Raw genomic sequence first — 18,254 nt, 5'->3', positions numbered from 1 at the left:
AGCATGACATGGGAGCGCCCCGCCGCGAACGGCGGGGCGCCTTGAGGGTGAGGGTCGCCTGTGCGGCCGCTTACTGGCCGGCGGCCTGCGCGATCGCCGCGTTGCCGCGCTCGACGATCTTGCCGAGCGCCGTCTTGGCGTCCTGGCTGCCGTTCAGCATGGCCTCGAACTCCTCGTTCATGATGTCGCGCACCTGCGGCAAGTTCGGCAAGCGCACGCCCTTGGAATTCTCGGTCGGGGTCTTGCCCATCATCTGCTGGATGGGAATCTCGCGGGCCGGATTCTTTTCGTAGAAGCCGCTGGCCTTGGTCGCCTCATAGGCGGCGAGCGTCACTGGCAGATAGCCGGAGACTTGGTGCAGGCGCGACTGGATGTCGGTCTGCGACAGGAACTCGAAGAAGGCGGCGACGCCCTTGTACTCCTCGTCGGACTTGCCGCCGAAGACCCAGAGGCTGGCGCCACCCGGAATCGTGTTCTGCGGCGCGCCGTTCCCCTTCGGGTCGTAGGGAAGCTGGCCGGTGCCGTAGTTCATGCCGGACTTCACGACGTCGCCGAGGCCACCCGACGATTCGGTCAACATCGCGCACTCGCCCGACAGGAAGAGCTGCTTGGCCTCCGCCGTACGGCCGCCGTAGCGGAACGTGCCGTCCTTGGCGAGGTCGGCGATCGCCTGGAAGTGGTCGACGAAGATCGGCGCATCGACCTCGAGCTTCACGTCGAGCGCCGCGAGGCCGTTCTCGTTGGTGCCGTAGGGCACGTTGTTCCAGGCGGCGAAGTTCTCGGTCTGGATCCAGGTCAGCCAGGTCGAGGTGAAGCCGCAGGGGGCGGCGCCCGACGCCTTGATCTTCTTTGCGGCGTCAAACACTTCCGGCCAGGTCTTCGGCGGATTGTCGACGTCGAGGCCCGCTTTCTGGAAAGCGTCCTTGTTGTAGTACATGATCGGCGAGGACGAGTTGTACGGGAAGCTCAGCATCGTCCCGTCGGGCTTGGAATAGTAGGACACGATGCCCGGCAGGTACTTCGACTTGTCGAAGCTCTGACCGAGCACCTCGGCCACCGGCTTGATGGCACCCTCGGCACCCATCATCACGCCCGTGCCGGCGTCGAAGATCTGGATGATGGCGGGAGCCTGCTTGGCGCGGAACGCGGCGATGCCGGCGTTCAGCGTCTCCGGATACGTGCCCTTGAAGACCGGCGTGATCTTGTAGTCGGACTGCTTCTCGTTGAATTCCTTCGCGAGCTGCTCGACGACATCGTTGTTGGCGCCGCTCATCGCGTGCCACCACTGGATCTCGGTCTGCGCCATGGCGGCGGTCGAGGCGAAAAGGGCGGCCACGATCGTCGCGGCGGCGGTTGTCGTCTTGGTCATCGCATCAGGCTCCCAGCGCCGTGCCTTCATGGCAACGGTCCGTCACCGCCCTCCTAGCGGTGCGGACCGACAGTCGCATGTCGAACCTACGATGGTTCTGTGACAGTGCAAAGCCTTGTCAGAGTTTCACTTTCCACCATCCACACGCACCTCGTGCGCTCACTCGCCGCGTGGGAACCGCTGCGAATCCTCCAGGATGTTGAGATCCATGTGATTGCGCATGTAGCGCTCGGACGCCTTCTGCAGCGGCTGGAAGTCCCAGGGGTAGTAGGCGCCGTTGCGAAGCGCCTCGTAGGTGACGTGGCGGCGCGCCTGGCTCTGGCGCACCTGCGCGTCGAAGGCCTTCAGGTTCCAGAACGCGCGCGCCTCGGCGTCGAAGGCGGCGAGGGTCTGCGCATGGTCCGCATCCCCGGCGAGGTCGCGCAGCTCCGACGGGTCTTCCTCCAGATTGAAGAGCTGATCGGGATCGGCCGCGCAGCGGGTGAACTTCCAGGGGCCCCGCCGGATCGCGATCATCGGCGCGATCGAGCCTTCGGCGGCGTATTCCATCGGCACTGCCGCCGCACGCTCGCCACGCCGCGCGGTGTCGAGGAGCGAGACGCCGTCGAGCCATTCGGCCCCGTCCGACAGATCGATGCCGGCAAGCTCGGCCAGCGTCGGCAGGACGTCGAGCGTCGACACCGGCTGCATGTAGGGGCCGGGCGGAAGGCCGGGCGCCGAGACCATGAGGGGCACGCGGGCCGAGCCCTCGAAGAAGTTCATCTTGAACCAGAGGCCGCGCTCGCCGAGCATGTCGCCGTGGTCGGACACGAAGAGGATGATCGTGTCCTCCAGCATTCGCGTCCGCTGGAGGATGTCGACGAGCTCGCCGACCTTCTCGTCGATGTAGCTGATGTTGGCGAAGTAGGCCTGGCGCGAGCGCGCGATCATCTCGTCGGTGATGCGATACTTGTGATCCTCGCAGGCGATCATCAGACGCTGCGAATGGGGGTCCTGGTCGGCGAACTCGATGCGCTCCACCGCCGGCAGGAGCGCCGGCGAGTTGCGGTAGAGGTCGAAGAACCGGCGCCGAGCGACGTAGGGGTCGTGCGGGTGGGTGAACGACACGGTGAGGCAGAAGGGCCGGTCGTCGTTGCCGCGCGACAGGTCGTAGAGGCGGGCGCCCGCATGGTGCGCGACCTCGTCGTCGTATTCCAGCTGGTTGGTGATCTCGGCAACGCCCGCCCCCGTCACCGAGCCGAGATTGTGATACCACCAGTCGATGCGCTCGCCGGGCTTGGCGTAGTCCGGCGTCCAGCCGAAGTCCGCGGGATAGACGTCGGTCGTCAGCCGCTCCTCGAAGCCGTGGAGCTGATCGGGCCCGACGAAGTGCATCTTGCCCGACAGGCAGGTCCGATAGCCGGCGCGGCGCAGGTAATGCGCGAAGGTCGGGATGTCCGAGGCGAACTCCGCCGCGTTGTCGTAGACCCGGGTCTTGGAGGGCAACTGGCCGCTCATGAACGAAGCGCGGGCCGGCGCGCAGAGCGGACTCGCCGTATAGGTGTTGACGAAGCGGGCCGAGCGGGCCGCCAGCGCCTTGAGGTTGGGCGCATGGAGGAAACGCGCCGGGCCGTCCGGGAAGAGGGTCCCGTTGAGCTGGTCCACCATGACGATCAGGAAGTTGGGCCGGCTCTTGTTCATGACGGACTCGACGAATGAATGCGAAACTGCCGCGGCAATGACCGCGGCAGCGTGGGTCCGTCAAGCGAAGACGGGGATCAGCCTTCGATCTCGGCCTTTACCGCATCGAGACCCGGCTGTCCGTCGAGGGTGGTGACGCCGGCGAGCCACGCGTCGAGCGTGCCGGGGTTGCTCTTCAGCCAGTCCTTGGCGGCCTTCTGGGCCTCCGTCCCATCCGCCAGCGCCGCCATGATCTGGTTCTCCTGCTCCACCGTGAAGTGCAGCTGGGTGAAGAGCTTGGCCGCATTCGGGCACTCGGCGGCGTAGCCGGCGCGCGCCAGGGTGAAGACCTCGGCGGCGCCGAAGTTCTTGCCGAAGAACTCGTCGGCGCCCGACAGATAGGTCAGGCCCATGTTGTTCATCGGGTGGGGCTCCCAGCCGAGGAACACGATCCAGTCCTTGGACCGGGCGGCGCGCTGGACCTGGGACAGCATGCCCTGCTCGCTGGAGTCCACCAGCTTCCAGCCCGAGAGGTTGTAGGCCGGCGCGTCGATCATCGACTGGATGTTCTGGTTGGCCGGCGCGCCGGGCTCGATGCCGTAGATTTCCTTCTTGAACTTGTCGGCGTTGGCCGCGAGGTCCTTCACGTCCTTGACGCCGGCCTCGGCCACGTAGTTCGGCACCGCGAGGGTGAAGCGGATGCCCTGGAGGTTCTGCGTCAGGACATCGGCCGCCTTCTTGGCGTCGAGTTCGTCGCGGAACTTTTGCTGCGCCGGCATCCAGTTGCCGAGGAAGACGTCGGTCTGCTTGTTGGCGAGGGCCTGATAGCCGACCGGAACGCCCAGCGTCTCCACGGTCTGCTCGTAGCCGAGCCCTTCCAGCACCACGCCCGCGAGCGCATTGGTGGACGTGATGTCGCTCCAGCCGGGATCGGACATGCGCACCGTCTTGCAGGACGCGGGATCGGCGGCCAGCGCCGCGCCTGCCATGCCGGCGCCGAGGATCAAGGTGGCGGCGACGAGGGATGCGTTTCGGATCATGGGGGCCTCCTGCCCGTCCGCCTTCGCGGACATGGATGGGAGCGCCGCTCCCGACCCCGCCATCTCAACGATTACGCCGCGGAAACACAAGATACGTCCTTTGCGTGTACACGCCTTTGCGCGAAACGTTTCCGTCTTGCGGCACCCTATTCGGCGGGGCTCGCCGCTTCCCGCGGATGGGCGTCGTCCGCCGAGCGCGGGAGCCAGGGACGCAGACGCCGGGCGAACCCGTCGAGGTAGGTCAGCGCCACGGGCACGAAGATCAGCGTCAGCACGGTCGAGGAGAGGAGACCGCCGATCACCGCATGCGCCATCGGCGCGCGCTGCTCGCCGCCCTCGCCGAGGCCCAGCGCCAGCGGCAGCATGCCGAAGATCATGGCGAGCGTCGTCATCACGATCGGCCGCAGGCGCACTTGGCCGGCCTCCGCCAGACTGTCGCGCAACGAGGCACCGCGCGCGCGCGCCTGGTTGGAATAGTCGACGAGCAGGATCGCGTTCTTGGTCACGAGGCCCATCAGCATGATGAAGCCGATGATCGAGAAGATGTTGAGCGTCGAGCCGGTCGCCAGAAGCCCGAGCAGCACCCCGATCAGCGACAGCGGCAGCGAGGTCATGATCGCGAGCGGCTGGATGAAGGAGCCGAACTGCGAGGCGAGGATGAGGTAGATGAAGATGACCGCGAGCCCCAGGGCCTGGACCGCGTAGCCGAAGCTCTCTGCCATGTCCTCGGCCTCGCCGCCGAACGTCACGCGGTAGCCTGGCGCAAGATCGAGGCTCGCGATCTCGCGCTGGAGGTCGGACACCACCTCGCCCAGCGCCCGTCCCTCGACATTGGCCGAAATGCGGACCTCGCGCGACAGGTCCCGCCGGTTGATCGACGACGGGGCCACGCTGTCCACGACGTCGGCGACCTGATCGAGCGAGACGAGGATCGGGCGTCCGTTCGCGTCCTGGCGGCTGGAGGCGACGCGCAGCTCGCGAAGCTGCGCCGCGCGCTCGCGGCCGGTTTCGGGAAGCCGGACCAGAACGTCGTAGGTCTCCCCGTCCGGCGCGTTCCAGACCGAAATGGCATCGCCCGCCACCAGCGGGCGCAGCGTGTCGCCGATCGCCTGGAGCGAGACGCCGAGGTCGCTCGCGGCCTCGGAGCGGATGCGCACGGCCAGCGTCGGCTGCTCGTCGTCGAGCGTCGATTCGATCTCGACGGCACCGGGGATCGCGCGAAGCCGCGCGATGATCTCGTCCGAAAGGCGCTTCAGCTCCGCTTCGCCCTCGCCGAGCACCGAGACCTGAAGCGACTTGGCATCCGCGCCCCCGCCCCCGCCCCCGCCGAGCGAGGGCTGATTGACGGAAATCTTGAGCCCCGCGATGCGAGACAGGCGCTCGCGCAAGGGCTCGGCCAGATCCATCGTGGCGCGCGTGCGTTGCGCGATCGGCACCAGCGTCACCGCGACGCCGGCCGAGTTGAAGCCGCGCGAGGCCGCCGCGTTGACGGTGGAATAGTAGGTTGCGACCTCCGGCACGGCGGCGATCACGCGTTCGACCTGGGCCACCTTGCGCGCGGTATAGTCGAGCGAGGAGCCTTCCGGCGTCTCGATCGTCACGGTGAACTCGCCGGTATCCCCAGCCGGCACGAACTCGGCGCCGATGCGGGGCACGAGCGCCAGGCTGACGGCGAAGGTCACGAGGATCGCCCCCAGCGTGATCACCCGGTGCCGGAACGTCCAGCGGATCACGCCGGCGTAGCGCGCGGCGAGGCGCTCGAAACCCCGGTCGAAGCGGGCGACGAGGCGGCCCAGCGGACCGCGACGGGCATTCGGCTGCGAGGCGGGATCGTACCAGACGCTGGAAAGCATCGGGTCGAGCGTGAAGGAAACGAAGAGCGAGATCAGGACCGCCACCGCGACCGTGACGCCGAATTCGAGGAAGAACCGCCCGATGATGCCGCCCATGAAGGCGACGGGCAAGAACACGGCGACGATCGAAAGCGTCGTCGCCAGCACCGCAAGCCCGATCTCCTCCGTGCCGTCGATCGCGGCTTGGCGGTGCGACTTGCCCATGTGGAGATGGCGCGTGATGTTTTCGCGCACCACGATCGCATCGTCGATCAGGATGCCGATGGCGAGCGACAGCGCCAACAGCGTCATCGTGTTCAACGTGAAGCCGAGGGCGTGGATCACGGCGAAGGTGCCGATCACCGAGATCGGCAGGGTCAGACCGGTGATGACCGTGGAGCGCCACGAATTCAGGAACAGGAAGACGATCGCGACGGTGAGGAGCGCGCCCTCGATCAAGGTCCGCTGCACGTCGGCGACCTGCGCGGCGATCGATCGCGAGTTGTCGCGCGAGACGGCGAGGTCCACCCCTTGCGCCTTCAGTTCGGTAGCGAGCTTGGCGATCTCGACCCGCAGTGCGCGCGCCACCTCCACCGTATTGGCGCCCTGCACCTTCACGACGTCGACGCCGAGCGCCGGCACGCCGCTGTAGCTCGCGCGGCTGGTAAGCTCGGCCCCGCCCTCGCGCACGGTGGCGACGTCCGCGAGACGAATCGGCGCCCCGCCGTCGGACGTGACGATGATGCGCTCGAAGCCTGCGGCATCGGCGATCCGACCTTCCACCGTGACGTTGCGCCCGGTGATGCCGGCGGTCAGCGTGCCGGCCGCGATGTCCTGGTTCTCGCGCCGGATGGCGTCCATCACGCCGGCCGGCGCGACACCGAAGGCCTCCATGCGGTCGGGGTCGAGGAGCACCTGGATCTGCCGCTCGGCGCCGCCGACGATCGCCGTCTGGCCAACGCCTTCCACCACGTTGAGCCGGCGCGTGATGACCTGATCGGCGATGGAGGTGAGTTCGGGCAGCGTGCGCGTCCCCGAGGACACGGCGAGCGACAGGATCGGCTGGTCGTCGGGATTGAACCGCGTGATCTGGGGCGTGTCGATGCCGTCGGCAAAGCCTGCCTCGAGACGCGAGACGCGGTCGCGCACCTCCTGCGCGGCGGTGCGGGAATCGGTCTCCAGCGTGAACTCGACGATCACCAGCGACCGGCCCTCGAAGCTCTGCGAGGTCACGCGATCGACGCCGCCGATCGTGTTGACCGCCTGCTCCACCGGCCGGGTGATCTCGGACTCCACCGTTTCCGGCGAGGCACCGGAATAGGTCGTCGCGACCACCACCACGGGCAGATCGACGTCCGGGAACTGGTCGAGGCCGAGCCGGCCATACGAGAACAGGCCGATCACCACGATCGCCGCCATCATCATCGTGGCGAAGACCGGGTGGGCGACGCTGATGCGGGTGAGGATCATGCGGGGCCGGCGCCCTCGATCGTCACCGCCGTCTCGGCCTTCAGATCGGGAAGCGGCGCGACGACCACCGTCTCGCCCGCCGCGACGCCGGATCGAACGACGACCAGCCCTTCGCGCGGCAGATCGGCGCCCGTCTCGACCGCCTGTCGCTCCAGCCTGCCGTCGCGGGCCGCAAGCACGAAGGCACCCGCTTCGTCCTGCCGGATGGCGGCGGGCGGCAAGGCGACCACCCTCTCCATCGTCTCCACCGCGATCTCGCCGACGGCGAACATGCCGCCGCGGATCGCGCCGTCTGTGTTGGGAAGCGTGACGAAAACCGTGATGGCGCGCGACCCCGTCTCGGCTTCCGGCGCGATCCGCGCCACGCGCCCCTCGAAGACGCGTTCGCCGACACCCTCGAAGCGCAGGCGCGCGACCTGGCCGATCGCGATGTCGCTGATGCGGCTGGTGGGCACGCTGGCCGCGACCTCGACCGTGGACATATCGACCAGTTGCAGGAGTTCGGCATTGAGGCCGACCGTCTGGCCCGCTTCCACGGCCCGCGATGCGACCACGCCGTCGAAGGGTGCGGTGACGACCGCGTCCTCCAAGCCCTTTCGTGCATCCGCCACCTCGGCTTCCAGCGCGCGGGCCTGGGCCTGGAGGTTCAGGAGCTGCGAGCGGGCGCTCAGGAGATCGGCATCGGAGGTGATGCCGCGCGTGCCGAGCTGCTCGCGGCGCTCGAGCGTCCATTCGGCCAGCCGGATCTCCGAGCGCCGGGCTTCCAGCGTCGCCTCACGCGCCGATAGGGCCGAGCGCAGAAGGGTCTCATCGAAACGGGCCAGCACATCGCCGGCCTTCACGGGCTGGCCGACGTCGACCGGAACCTCCAGCAGCCGGCCCGTCACCTCGGCGGTGACCATGGCGCGGCGGATCGGGCGTGCGGGACCGGACACCGCGACGGTGCGCGCGAAGTCGCGCACGGCCACCTCTTCCACTTCGAAGGATGCGAGTTCCACCGGGCCGGCCTCGCGCGCCGCCGGGGTCATGACCGCTGCGTCCGAGCGTTCGGCCCCGCGATCGAGCGCGAGATAGGCGCCCGCGCCGAGGCCGAGCACGAGGAGGCCCGTCAGAACCCTGCGAAGCCTTGCGGCCATGTGTCTGTATCCGATGCGATTCGAAAGCTGGGCCACCCAGAGCGCGAAAGGGTGGCGTCAACGTGACATCGTGTTGGCGCGCCCCGGCGTCAACCGCCGCCCGAGACGGGATCAGCCGGCGGCGAAGATCGCCGCCAGATCGTCCTGCGTCAGCCGGCGGATCTCGCCCGGCGCCAGATCGGCCGGCAGCGCCAGGGCGCCGATCGCCTCGCGGTGCAGGGCCTCGACATGATTGCCGGCGGCCGCGAACATACGCCGCACCTGGTGGTAGCGCCCCTCGTGCACCTGGAGCAGCGCCTCCTGCGGGCCGACCACGGTCAGTTCGGCTGGTTTCAGCGGCTTGTCCTCGCCCTCCAGCATCAACGTTCCGGCGGCGAAGAGATCGCCCTCCCCGCCCGTCAGCGGCCGCGCGAGATGAGCGCGATAGAGCTTCGGCACGTGCCGGTTCGGCGAGATGATGCGATGGAGCAGCGCCCCATCGTCGGTCATCAGGAGGAGACCGGACGTCTCCTTGTCGAGGCGGCCGACCGTCGAGATCGCCGGATCGCGCCGCCGCCAGCGCGCCGGAAGGAGTTCGTAGACAAGCGGCCCCGCCTCCTTGTGGGAACAGGTGACCCCGAGCGGCTTGTGGACCATGAGCGCGAAACCCGGCAGCGGATCCAGCGGCTCGCCGTCCACGACCAGCCGGGTTTCGAGATCCGGCGTCAGCCGGATGCGCTCGTCGGCCCGCACGAGAGCCTCGCCGTCCAGGCGGATGCGCCCGTTCTTCGCCAGAAGCTGGATCTCCCGGCGCGAGGCATAGCCGAGGTTGGCCAGAAGCTTGTCGAGACGAGCGGTCGGGACCTTCGTCATTTGCGCGCTTCGATGATCTTGTAGCCGGCCTCGTCGGCGAGCACCGTCATGGAGCGGAAGGCGGCGCGCAGCGTGTCCTCGTAGGGCATGTGCCGGTTGGCGACGAGGACCAGGGTCCCGGAGCGCCGCAGCATCCGCGCGGCCGCCGTGATGAAGGCCTGGCCCAGCGCGCGATCCTCGATGCCCTCGGCGTGGAAGGGCGGGTTGGAGACCACGAAGTCGAGATCGGCGAGCCCCGTCAAACGCGCGTCGGCCCAGAGGAAACGGGCGCGCGGATCGGCGACGTTGCGGCGCGACGCCTCCACCGCCCGGCGATCGATCTCGACGAGGGTCAGAACCTCGACAGCAGGTGTGGCCAACAGGGCCTTGGCCAGGATGCCGAGACCCGCGCCGAGATCGGCGCCCTGCCCGGCAAGCTTCGGCAGACGATCGAGAAGCAGCGCGGTGCCGGGATCGACGCGGTTCCAGGAGAAGACGCCGGGCTGCGACTGGAGCCCGATCTCCTCGACCAGAACCGGCGCTCCGGCCGCGATCGCCTCCTCCAGCCCCGCCAGGGCGTCCGGCCGCTCAACGCTGCAGATGCGCTGGCGGGCCTTGGACCGCTCCGCGACGTAGCACTCGAAGGCTTCCAGTTCGCCCCGCAGGCGTTGTCCACCCTTGTCCTTGGGCGCAAGCACGGTGAGCGCGCCGCCGGGCGCCAGCGCGCGCAGGGCATGGGCCAGCACGTAGCGGCGCTCGATCGAGCCCGGCGGCGCTGCGACCACGATGCTTTCGAGCCTGGCGTCGGGCAGGCTTTCGATCGCGGCCGAGCCGGGCCGAAGCGGCGAGACCTGTACGGCGTCGTCCGGCAGCGCGACGAGATCGGAGGGCGGCGCGCCGTAGACGGCACTCCGGGGGATGAAGGAATGGATATCGCTCACCGCGCCCCCTTAGCAGTTTTGCACCCGAAGCCGGAAGCCACGGCGGGCGATGGCGGCAGCGAGGTTTTCGAAAGGCACGGAACGGACCGGCCGTCCCCAGCCGCGGAGGCATCCCTTGCAGGTTCATACTTGACTCCCACAGTCATATTTGAAACGACCGGCCACGAAATTGCCACAGATCGAAGGCCGTCCCGCCATGCCGCTTCCGTCGACCCCTCTCCGTTCCCTGCGGCGCGCCGCGCTCCTCGGCTGCAGCATCCTTGTCACGGCGGCCCCGGCCCTCGCGCAGGACGTGGTTCTCGACACCGTGGTCGTCGAGGGTGCGGGCGCGGGTTCGGGCGGCGCGGCGGCCGAGGGCGTTGGGGTCGGCGGCGGCCTCGGGACGGAAGGCTACGTCGGGCGCGAGGCGCGCGTCGGCACCAAGACCGACACGGACCTGCGCAAGGTGCCCCAGGCCGTCTCCGTCGTCTCGCGTCAGGAACTCGACGACCGCAACGTCCAGACGCTGGTAGAGGCCGCACGCTACACGGCCGGCGTGCGCGCCGGCGCCTTCGGCTTCGACCCGGCCTTCGACACCCTTTATGTTCGTGGCTTCAACGTCGCCAACACGGGCTACTACCGCGACGGGCTCCGCTCGCTCGGCGGCTCCTTCGCCTATTTCCGCAACGAGCCCTACGGGCTGGAGGGCGTCTCGATCCTCAAGGGTCCGAGTTCGGTCCTCTACGGTGCTTCCGCGCCGGGCGGCATCGTCAACCTCGTGTCGAAGCGCCCGACCGACGCGCCCTTCCGCGAGGTCGTCGGCCAGATCGGCACCGACAGCCATTACCAGGCGAACTTCGACGCCTCCGGTCCGCTGGCCGGAAACGACAACGTCCTTTACCGCATCACCGGCATCAAGCGCTCGGCCGATACCGAGTTCGTGGCCGCGCGCGACGACCGCACCTACATCGCCCCGGCCTTCACCCTGCGCTCGGACGACCGCAACACGCACTTCACCTTCCTCGGCGAGTACACGGACACCAAGTCCGGCGGCGGGCGCGGCTTCTTCACGACCCCGGACGCGCGCATCACCGACATCGAGCAGGGCGACCCACGCTTCCGCGACCTCGATCAGGAACAGGGCCGCGTCGGCTACGAGTTCGAGCACCGCTTCGACGAGAACGTCACGGTGCGGCAGAACCTGCGCTACCAGTCGATCCGCACGGACATGCGCTTCACCTCGGTTCTCGGCATCAACCCCGATGGGCTGTCGGCCTACCGAAGCGCCGGCGAGATCCTTGACGACGCCAACGGGTTCGCCGTCGACAACCAGGTCGAGGGCAAGTTCGAGACGGGCGCCGTCAGCCACACGCTTCTCGGCGGCCTCGACTACACCTATTTCGACGGGCAATACCGCTATGGCGGGACGACGGCGCCAGATCTCAACCTCGTCACCCGCAACTACGGCCAGCAGCCCATCGAGGGGCCGACGTCGCACAATCTCACCAACACGACGACGCATCAGAGCCAGATCGGCCTCTACCTTCAGGACCAGGTCGAATACGAGCGTGTTGTCCTCACCGTCGGCGGTCGCTACGACTGGCTCGACACCGACACCTTCAACAACAACGACCCGTCCGCCACGGTGCGCGCCGAGGATCGCAACTTCTCCGGCCGCGTCGGGCTGTCCTATCTCTTCGACAACGGCATCACGCCCTATGCCAACTACTCGACCTCCTTTGCGCCGACCGTCGGCACGGCCTTCGACGGCTCGGCCTTCGACCCGACGGAAGGAGAGCAGGTTGAAGTGGGCGTGAAGTACGCGCCGGACTGGATCGCCCTGACCGTGGACGCGGCCCTGTTCCGGATCGAGCAGAACAACCTTCTGGTCACCGATCCGGTCAATACGTCCGGCTTCTTCCAGGTCCAGACCGGAGCCGTCCGTTCGCAGGGCTTCGAGCTTCAGGCCAATGCCGCCCTGGCGGAAGGGCTCAGCCTCGTCGCGGCCTATTCCTACACCGACCTGTCCTTCACCGATGGCGACAATGTCGGCAACCAGGTGGCCGGCATTCCCGAGCACCAGGTCTCGCTCTGGGGCAACTACGAGGTGCAGTCGGGCGTGGCGGAGGGCCTTGGCCTCGGCCTCGGCAGCCGGTTCCTCGGCGCCACGGCGGCCGACGATGCCAACACGCGCGAGAACGATGGGCGCATCCTGATCGACGCAGCCGTCTCCTATGAGTTCGGCGCGGCGAACCCGAAGCTCGAAGGCATCCGCGCGCAGATCAACGCCAACAACATCTTCGACAACCGCGCCTCGCTCTGCAACAACGGCTACTGCTATCGCGAGCAGGGCCGCGACGTCATCGGCTCCCTCCGCTTTCGGTTCTGATCGAGACGGGATCCTTTGAGGGCGAGGTGGCTTGGGGTAGATTGAATATCGCTCGCCGCGCTCGCGAATCGCGCGGACGCCCAGAGGAAAAGGCGCCCATCATGGACCGTCGGTCCATCGCACCCGTGCCGCCGGAAGGCCCCATCATCCTGTTCGACGCCGAATGCGTTCTGTGTTCGGCCAACGCTCAGTTCGTCCTCGATCACGACAAGGCTGGTCATTTCCGCCTCGCCTCGATGCAAGGGGATGTGGGACAAGCGCTGTATCGACGGCACGGCATGGACCCGAATGCTCCCTCGACGATGATCATCGTCGATGGTGATCGCCTGCGCCGCGACAGCGATGCGGTCCTCAGCATCTACGAGACGCTCGGCTTCCCCTGGAAGCTGCTGACCGTCTTCCGTCTAGTGCCGAGGCCGCTGCGCGACTCGGTGTATCGTTGGGTCGCCCGCAACCGCTATCGCCTATTCGGCAAGCGCGAGACGTGCTGGATCCCCGAGCCCGCGCAGAGAAGCCGCATCCTTTGAGGGAAAGGGGCGTGTGATGGAAAGGGGCGTGCCCCCCTATCGTCAGGTGCTGGGCACCGCGTTCGAAGCCCTTCCGGTCGAACTGCGCGATTTCCACGACACGCAAGCGGAGCGTCGCTGGGTCGGCACATGCGACATCCGGCAAGGCGGCGGGGCCCTGGCACGCCTCCTCGCCGCGCTCTTCGGTTTTCCTCCGCCGGGGATCGCAGTTCCCTTGAGCGTGACGGTCACGCCAACCGCGTTGGGTGAAACCTGGACACGCGACTTCGGCAGGTCCCGTCTTCGATCGACCCAGTGGGCCGGCAAGAGGGGCGACGCGCGCCTTCTCTTCGAAGGCTTCGGGCCTGTGAGCGTCGGGTCCGTTCTTCTCGTCGAAAGCGGCCGTTTGCAGATCATTCCAAGCAAGGGCAGCGTTTTCGGCGTGCCCCTCCCCGCTTGGCTCTTGCCACACGGCGAAGCGTTCGAGGCGAGCGAGCAAGGCTGTTTCGCCTTTGACGTCTCGATCCATGCGCCGTTCGTCGGCCTTCTGGTCGCCTATCGTGGGCGGCTTTCGCTCCCGCCGCCCGATGGCGATGCGTAGAAACATCCATCCGAGCCGCGCCATGCGGTCGCAAGGTGGACCAAGTCCGTGACGAATCGGTTCCGTGCCCCATAACCTTTAGGTGGCGCGGGAACCCGCGTGTATCGAACAGGACGTGCCCCCGAGGCGCGGACCTTGCGACGAGCACCGGAGACAGAAGCGATGGCCGTCCTTTTTGCCCGAGCGCCGCCCGGCGAAGCCGGAGCACCGGACGCGCGGGCGCAGTTGGACGTGCACAGCCGCGGTCCCGCTTGCCTGATGCCCGACAAGGTCGGCGTGCCGGCCGCGCTCCTTCTCGCCTTCGCGCTTCTGGCTCTCCCGTTCGCGATCGCCAAGGCGAACCGGATTGTGCCGGGGGTGCCGCACGGCTTCCTCGGAGCCTTGCCGCCTGGAACCGGAACGGCATTGCTGGTGGCTCTGATCGCACTGGCCGGCCTCGGCGCCCTGCGCCTGCCACCCGCCTGGCGCCTCGCCGGTGCGCTGGCGGGTCTTGCAGGGTTGCTTCTGGCGGTCGGGCTCGCTCCCCGCCACCTCGCTGCGCCGTCGAATCCCTATGCCCGCGTCTCGCCGGGGTCGGGCTTCTGGACGTCGCTCGCCGCCTTCGCGCTGTTGGCCACCGACGCGCTGACGCGACTAAGCCCCACGCCCGCGCTTCGGCTGGGCCTCCTCCTCACCGTGTGCGCCGCCATCGCGGCCCTTCTCGGCACCGGCTACTTCGACGGCCTTTCGGTGATGCGCGAATATGCCGTGCGGCGCGAGACCTTCGCGCAGGAGGCCTTGCGCCATCTCGCGCTGGCCTTCGGCTCCATGGGCATCGCCGTCGCCCTCGGCGTGCCCTTCGCGCTGGTGGCCTGGCGTGTTCAGGCCGTGCGCGCGCCGGCCCTTGCGGTCCTTAACGTCGTGCAGACCGTGCCATCGATCGCGCTGTTCGGGCTGCTGATCGCCCCGCTCGGCTGGATCGCACTCCACGTGCCGGGAGCCGCCGCCATCGGCGTGCGCGGCATCGGGGCAGCGCCGGCTCTCGTCGCGCTCGTTCTCTATTCGCTGCTGCCCGTGGTCGCCAACACGCTGGCGGGGCTCGCCGCCGTTCCGGACGCCGCGCGTGACGCCGCCACCGGCATCGGCATGACGCGGCGCCAGCGTCTCGTCGGCGTCGAGCTTCCGCTCGCCCTGCCGGTGATCCTCGCGGGGATCCGCATCGTGCTCGTGCAGAACATCGGCCTTGCAACCGTCGCGGCCCTCATCGGCGGCGGCGGGTTCGGGGTGTTCGTGTTCCAGGGGTTGGGCCAGAACGCCACCGACCTCGTGCTTCTCGGAGCCCTGCCGACGGTCGCCCTCGCCTTCGCCTCGGCCATCGTTCTCGATGCCGCCACCGACGTCGCCACCATCGCCCGCAAGGGGAACGCGCCATGATAGAGATCCGCGGCGTCACCAAACGCTACGACGGCGCGCCCGTCGTGGACGACGTGTCCCTGACGATCGAGCCGCGCACGGTGATGGCCGTGGTCGGAACCAGCGGCTCCGGCAAGACCACGTTGATGCGGATGATCAACCGCATGATCGAGCCGACCGCCGGCGAGATCCGCATCGACGGCGCCGACATCCGGTCGGTGCCCGGTCCGCTCCTGCGTCGCCGCATCGGATACGTCATCCAGAACCACGGCCTGTTTCCGCACCGGACGGTGGGGCAGAACATCGCCACCGTGCCGCGCCTCCTTGGCTGGAGCGATCGCGAGATCGGCCTTCGCGTCTCGGAGCTTCTCGATCTCTTCCAGATGCCGGCGCGCGACTTCGCCGACCGCTTCCCGCACGAGCTTTCCGGCGGGCAGCAGCAGCGCGTCGGCGTCGCGCGGGCTCTGGCGGCCAGGCCCAACATCCTCCTCATGGACGAGCCGTTCGGCGCGCTCGACCCGATCATTCGCGCGAAAGCGCAGAGCGATCTCGAGACCCTTCAAAGGGCAACAGAAACCACCATCGTCCTCGTGACGCACGACATGGAAGAGGCGATCCGCCTCGGTCACAGGATCGCGGTGATGCGCGGCGGGCGCGTCGTCCAGTGCGCGAGCCCGTCCGAGATCCTGGCGCGGCCCGCCGACGGCTTCGTGGAGGAGATGGTCGGCAGCGGCGACCGGGCACTTCGGCTTCTGGCGGTGGAGGCGATCGATGCTCTGCTCGAGCCCGGCGAAGCGCCGGGCGCGCCGCTGGCGCGCGGCCTCAACCGCCGCGATGCGTTGGCGGAACTCCTTTGGTCGGGCCGGGAGGCCGCTCCTGTGCTCGACGAGCGCGGGCTTCCCGCCGGCATCATCCGCCGCGACGCTCTGATCCAGAGCGCGGCCCGTCCGGCGTGAGGCTCGCCGCCCCCCTTGCGCGCGCCGCCGCGCTGGTGCTTCTGGCTGCCGCCCTGTTCGCGCCGGAGGCGTTCGCGCCGCTTCTGGCGTCCCTCGCCGGCAACGGCGCGCCGCCGGTCTACACCCAGACGAGCCTGTTCGCCCTGACGCTCAGCCATGTGGAACTCGTGCTCGCCGCGATCGCCGCCGCCTTCGTGGTCGCGACGGGGCTCGCGATCCTCGTCACTCGGCGCTTCGGCGCGGACTTCCTTCCCCTGTCGCGCAGCATCGTCAATGTCGGGCAGACCTTTCCGCCGGTCGCCGTCCTGGCCCTCGCCGTACCCGCCGTCGGCTTCGGGGTGGCGCCCACCGTCATCGCGCTCTTTCTCTACGGTCTCCTGCCGATCTTCGAGAATGCCGTCGCGGGCCTCAACGCCGCCGGACCGCCGGTGATCGAGGCGGCGCGCGGCGTCGGGCTGACGCCCTGGCAGCGTCTGTGGCGGGTGGAACTGCCGCTCGCCCTGCCGCTGATCGTCTCGGGCCTTCGCCTGTCGGTCGTGGTCGGGCTCGGCACCGCGACGATCGGCTCGACGGTCGGGGCGCCGACGCTCGGCGAGGTGATCATCGCGGGGCTTCTGTCGAACAACATCGCCTTCGTGGTGCAGGGCGCGGTGATCGTCGGCCTTCTCGCCGTTCTTTCCTTCGACGCCCTCACCCTTCTCGAACGCCGCCTTGCCGTGCCGCGTCGCGGCTGACCCAACCCGTCTCACTTCCAAGGACCCGTGGCATGACAATCCAGCCGCAACGCATCCGCATGCTGAAAGAGGGCGAGCCGCGCGAAGGCGGCGCCTATGTCCTCTATTGGATGCAGGCCGCCAAGCGTGCCCACGGCAATCATGCGCTGGAATACGCCATCGACCGGGCGAACGAGCTCGACCTGCCGCTTGTCTGCGTCTTCGGAATGACCGACGTGTTCCCCGACGGCAACGCGCGCCACTACCACTTCATGGTGGAGGGTCTGGCCGAGGTGGAGGCGGACCTCGCCAAACGGCATGTGACGTTCCATGGCGCGCTGGGAAGCCCGGACGAGGTCGCGCTGTCGCTCTCGAAGAAGGCCGCGCTGACCGTCTGCGACCGGGGCTATCTGCGGATCGAGAAGGAATGGCGGCGCAAGCTCGCGGCCGCCATCGACTGCCCCTTGCACCAGATCGAGACCGAGGTGGTCGTCCCCGTCGAGACCGCCTCGCCCAAGCATGAATACGCCGCGCGCACGCTGCGACCGAAGATCCACCGCCTCTGGGACGAGTTCCTTCAGCCCCTCTCCGAGCGGCGCGTGAAGCGCAAGGAACGGGCGGACGTGCCGAAGAGCCGCCTCGACCTCTCCGACCCCGCCAAGCTTGTGGCGTCGATGAACGTCGATCACAAGATCGGCGGCGTGAAGCGCTTTCGGGGCGGTCAGGGCGAGGCGCGAAAACGCCTCAAGGCCTTCCTCGGCAAATCCTTCGCGACATACGGTACGACGCGCAACAAGCCGGAGGCGGCCGCCGCCTCGCACATGAGCCCCTATCTTCACTTCGGCCAGATCGGCTCGCTCGAGATCGCGCTCGCCGTGCGGGAAGCGAAGACCGGCGGCGACGAGGACAAGGCGTCGTACCTGGAGGAGCTGATCGTGCGGCGCGAGCTCGCGCTCAACCACATCTTTTACGAGGAGCGCTACGACGACTACGCCTGCCTGCCCGACTGGTGCCGCAAGACCCTGGGCGAGCACGCGGGCGACAAGCGCGAGCACGTCTATTCCGAAAAGCAGCTGGCGGCGGGCGAGACGCACGACCACTACTGGAACGCCGCCATGCGCGAGATGCGCGAGACCGGCTTCATGCACAACCAGCTGCGCATGTACTGGGGCAAGAAGATCGTCGAGTGGTCGCCCTCTCCGGAGGAAGCGTTCCGCACGGCCCTGCGCCTCAACAACCGCTACTTCCTCGACGGGCGCGACGCCAACTCCTTCACCAACATCGCCTGGCTCTTCGGCCTGCACGACCGCCCCTGGGGCCGGCGCCCGATCTTCGGCAGCATCCGCTATCTCGGCCCGGCGACGCTCAAGAAGTTCGACGCCGACGCCTATGTCGCCACGGTGGAGAAGCTGGCGAAGGCGGAAGGCAAGTCCTGAGCCC

At 68.3% G+C, this 18,254-nt stretch carries 14 protein-coding genes; 7 read left to right on the top strand and 7 right to left on the bottom strand.

Features of this window, described 5'->3' with window-relative positions:
• Positions 1-70: 70 nt before the first annotated feature.
• From ugpB to AUL34_RS05295, 7 genes are all read right to left on the bottom strand, one after another.
• Positions 71-1,369, bottom strand: a complete 1,299-nt coding sequence (gene ugpB, locus AUL34_RS05325; protein WP_061931937.1) for a sn-glycerol-3-phosphate ABC transporter substrate-binding protein UgpB — start codon at positions 1,367-1,369, stop codon at positions 71-73.
• 159 nt (positions 1,370-1,528) lie between these two features.
• On the bottom strand, positions 1,529-3,049 hold the full coding sequence (gene betC, locus AUL34_RS05320) for a choline-sulfatase (RefSeq protein WP_061931935.1): 1,521 nt from the start codon (positions 3,047-3,049) through the stop codon (positions 1,529-1,531).
• Between the two features lie 77 nt (positions 3,050-3,126).
• Positions 3,127-4,068, bottom strand: coding sequence for a choline ABC transporter substrate-binding protein (choX, locus tag AUL34_RS05315; protein WP_061932251.1), 942 nt, complete (start codon positions 4,066-4,068; stop codon positions 3,127-3,129).
• A gap of 146 nt (positions 4,069-4,214) precedes the next feature.
• Positions 4,215-7,370, bottom strand: a complete 3,156-nt coding sequence (locus tag AUL34_RS05310; protein ID WP_061931933.1) for an efflux RND transporter permease subunit — start codon at positions 7,368-7,370, stop codon at positions 4,215-4,217.
• Positions 7,367-8,506: an efflux RND transporter periplasmic adaptor subunit gene (locus AUL34_RS05305; RefSeq protein WP_061931931.1), complete on the bottom strand. Its 1,140-nt coding sequence runs from the start codon at positions 8,504-8,506 to the stop codon at positions 7,367-7,369. The genes AUL34_RS05310 and AUL34_RS05305 overlap by 4 nt, the downstream gene beginning before the upstream one ends.
• 111 nt (positions 8,507-8,617) lie before the next feature.
• Positions 8,618-9,358: a pseudouridine synthase gene (locus tag AUL34_RS05300; protein ID WP_061931929.1), complete on the bottom strand. Its 741-nt coding sequence runs from the start codon at positions 9,356-9,358 to the stop codon at positions 8,618-8,620.
• The gene (locus AUL34_RS05295; RefSeq protein WP_061931926.1) at positions 9,355-10,278 is read right to left on the bottom strand and encodes a class I SAM-dependent methyltransferase; all 924 of its coding nucleotides are present in this window, start codon (positions 10,276-10,278) and stop codon (positions 9,355-9,357) included. The genes AUL34_RS05300 and AUL34_RS05295 overlap by 4 nt, the downstream gene beginning before the upstream one ends.
• 196 nt (positions 10,279-10,474) lie before the next feature.
• On the opposite strand from AUL34_RS05295, the gene AUL34_RS05290 reads away from it, so the two are divergent.
• The 7 genes from AUL34_RS05290 (at position 10,475) to AUL34_RS05260 (ending at position 18,250) form a co-directional block, all read left to right on the top strand.
• Positions 10,475-12,646, top strand: coding sequence for a TonB-dependent siderophore receptor (locus tag AUL34_RS05290; protein WP_061931924.1), 2,172 nt, complete (start codon positions 10,475-10,477; stop codon positions 12,644-12,646).
• A gap of 101 nt (positions 12,647-12,747) precedes the next feature.
• On the top strand, positions 12,748-13,173 hold the full coding sequence (locus AUL34_RS05285; protein ID WP_061931922.1) for a thiol-disulfide oxidoreductase DCC family protein: 426 nt from the start codon (positions 12,748-12,750) through the stop codon (positions 13,171-13,173).
• A 28-nt stretch (positions 13,174-13,201) separates the two neighbouring features.
• On the top strand, positions 13,202-13,753 hold the full coding sequence (locus AUL34_RS05280; RefSeq protein ID WP_192845692.1) for a DUF4166 domain-containing protein: 552 nt from the start codon (positions 13,202-13,204) through the stop codon (positions 13,751-13,753).
• 258 nt (positions 13,754-14,011) lie between these two features.
• Positions 14,012-15,166, top strand: coding sequence for an ABC transporter permease (locus AUL34_RS05275; RefSeq protein ID WP_061932249.1), 1,155 nt, complete (start codon positions 14,012-14,014; stop codon positions 15,164-15,166).
• Positions 15,163-16,101: an ABC transporter ATP-binding protein gene (locus tag AUL34_RS22525; RefSeq protein ID WP_061931918.1), complete on the top strand. Its 939-nt coding sequence runs from the start codon at positions 15,163-15,165 to the stop codon at positions 16,099-16,101. The genes AUL34_RS05275 and AUL34_RS22525 overlap by 4 nt, the downstream gene beginning before the upstream one ends.
• Entirely contained in the window at positions 16,098-16,835 is a 738-nt protein-coding gene (locus AUL34_RS22520; RefSeq protein WP_061931916.1) for an ABC transporter permease, read from the top strand. Before AUL34_RS22525 ends, AUL34_RS22520 begins: the two co-directional genes overlap by 4 nt.
• A 32-nt stretch (positions 16,836-16,867) precedes the next feature.
• Positions 16,868-18,250 carry a deoxyribodipyrimidine photo-lyase gene (locus tag AUL34_RS05260; RefSeq protein ID WP_061931914.1) on the top strand — a complete coding sequence of 461 codons (1,383 nt, stop codon included), beginning with the start codon at positions 16,868-16,870 and terminating at the stop codon, positions 18,248-18,250.
• The last annotated feature ends 4 nt before the right edge of the window (positions 18,251-18,254 follow it).

Source organism: Aureimonas sp. AU22 (assembly GCF_001463745.1).
Lineage (GTDB): Bacteria > Pseudomonadota > Alphaproteobacteria > Rhizobiales > Rhizobiaceae > Aureimonas.
This window is presented reverse-complemented; position numbering and strand designations above follow the sequence as displayed.

Excerpts from the sequence above, each read along its gene's own strand:
- ugpB (WP_061931937.1), bottom strand. The coding sequence starts at position 1,369 with ATGACCAAGACGACAACCGCCGCCGCGACGATCGTGGCCGCCCTTTTC.
- betC (WP_061931935.1), bottom strand. The coding sequence starts at position 3,049 with ATGAACAAGAGCCGGCCCAACTTCCTGATCGTCATGGTGGACCAGCTC.
- choX (WP_061932251.1), bottom strand. The coding sequence starts at position 4,068 with ATGATCCGAAACGCATCCCTCGTCGCCGCCACCTTGATCCTCGGCGCC.
- AUL34_RS05310 (WP_061931933.1), bottom strand. The coding sequence starts at position 7,370 with ATGATCCTCACCCGCATCAGCGTCGCCCACCCGGTCTTCGCCACGATG.
- AUL34_RS05305 (WP_061931931.1), bottom strand. The coding sequence starts at position 8,506 with ATGGCCGCAAGGCTTCGCAGGGTTCTGACGGGCCTCCTCGTGCTCGGC.
- AUL34_RS05300 (WP_061931929.1), bottom strand. The coding sequence starts at position 9,358 with ATGACGAAGGTCCCGACCGCTCGTCTCGACAAGCTTCTGGCCAACCTC.
- AUL34_RS05290 (WP_061931924.1), top strand. The coding sequence starts at position 10,475 with ATGCCGCTTCCGTCGACCCCTCTCCGTTCCCTGCGGCGCGCCGCGCTC.
- AUL34_RS05285 (WP_061931922.1), top strand. The coding sequence starts at position 12,748 with ATGGACCGTCGGTCCATCGCACCCGTGCCGCCGGAAGGCCCCATCATC.
- AUL34_RS05275 (WP_061932249.1), top strand. The coding sequence starts at position 14,012 with ATGCCCGACAAGGTCGGCGTGCCGGCCGCGCTCCTTCTCGCCTTCGCG.
- AUL34_RS22525 (WP_061931918.1), top strand. The coding sequence starts at position 15,163 with ATGATAGAGATCCGCGGCGTCACCAAACGCTACGACGGCGCGCCCGTC.
- AUL34_RS05260 (WP_061931914.1), top strand. The coding sequence starts at position 16,868 with ATGACAATCCAGCCGCAACGCATCCGCATGCTGAAAGAGGGCGAGCCG.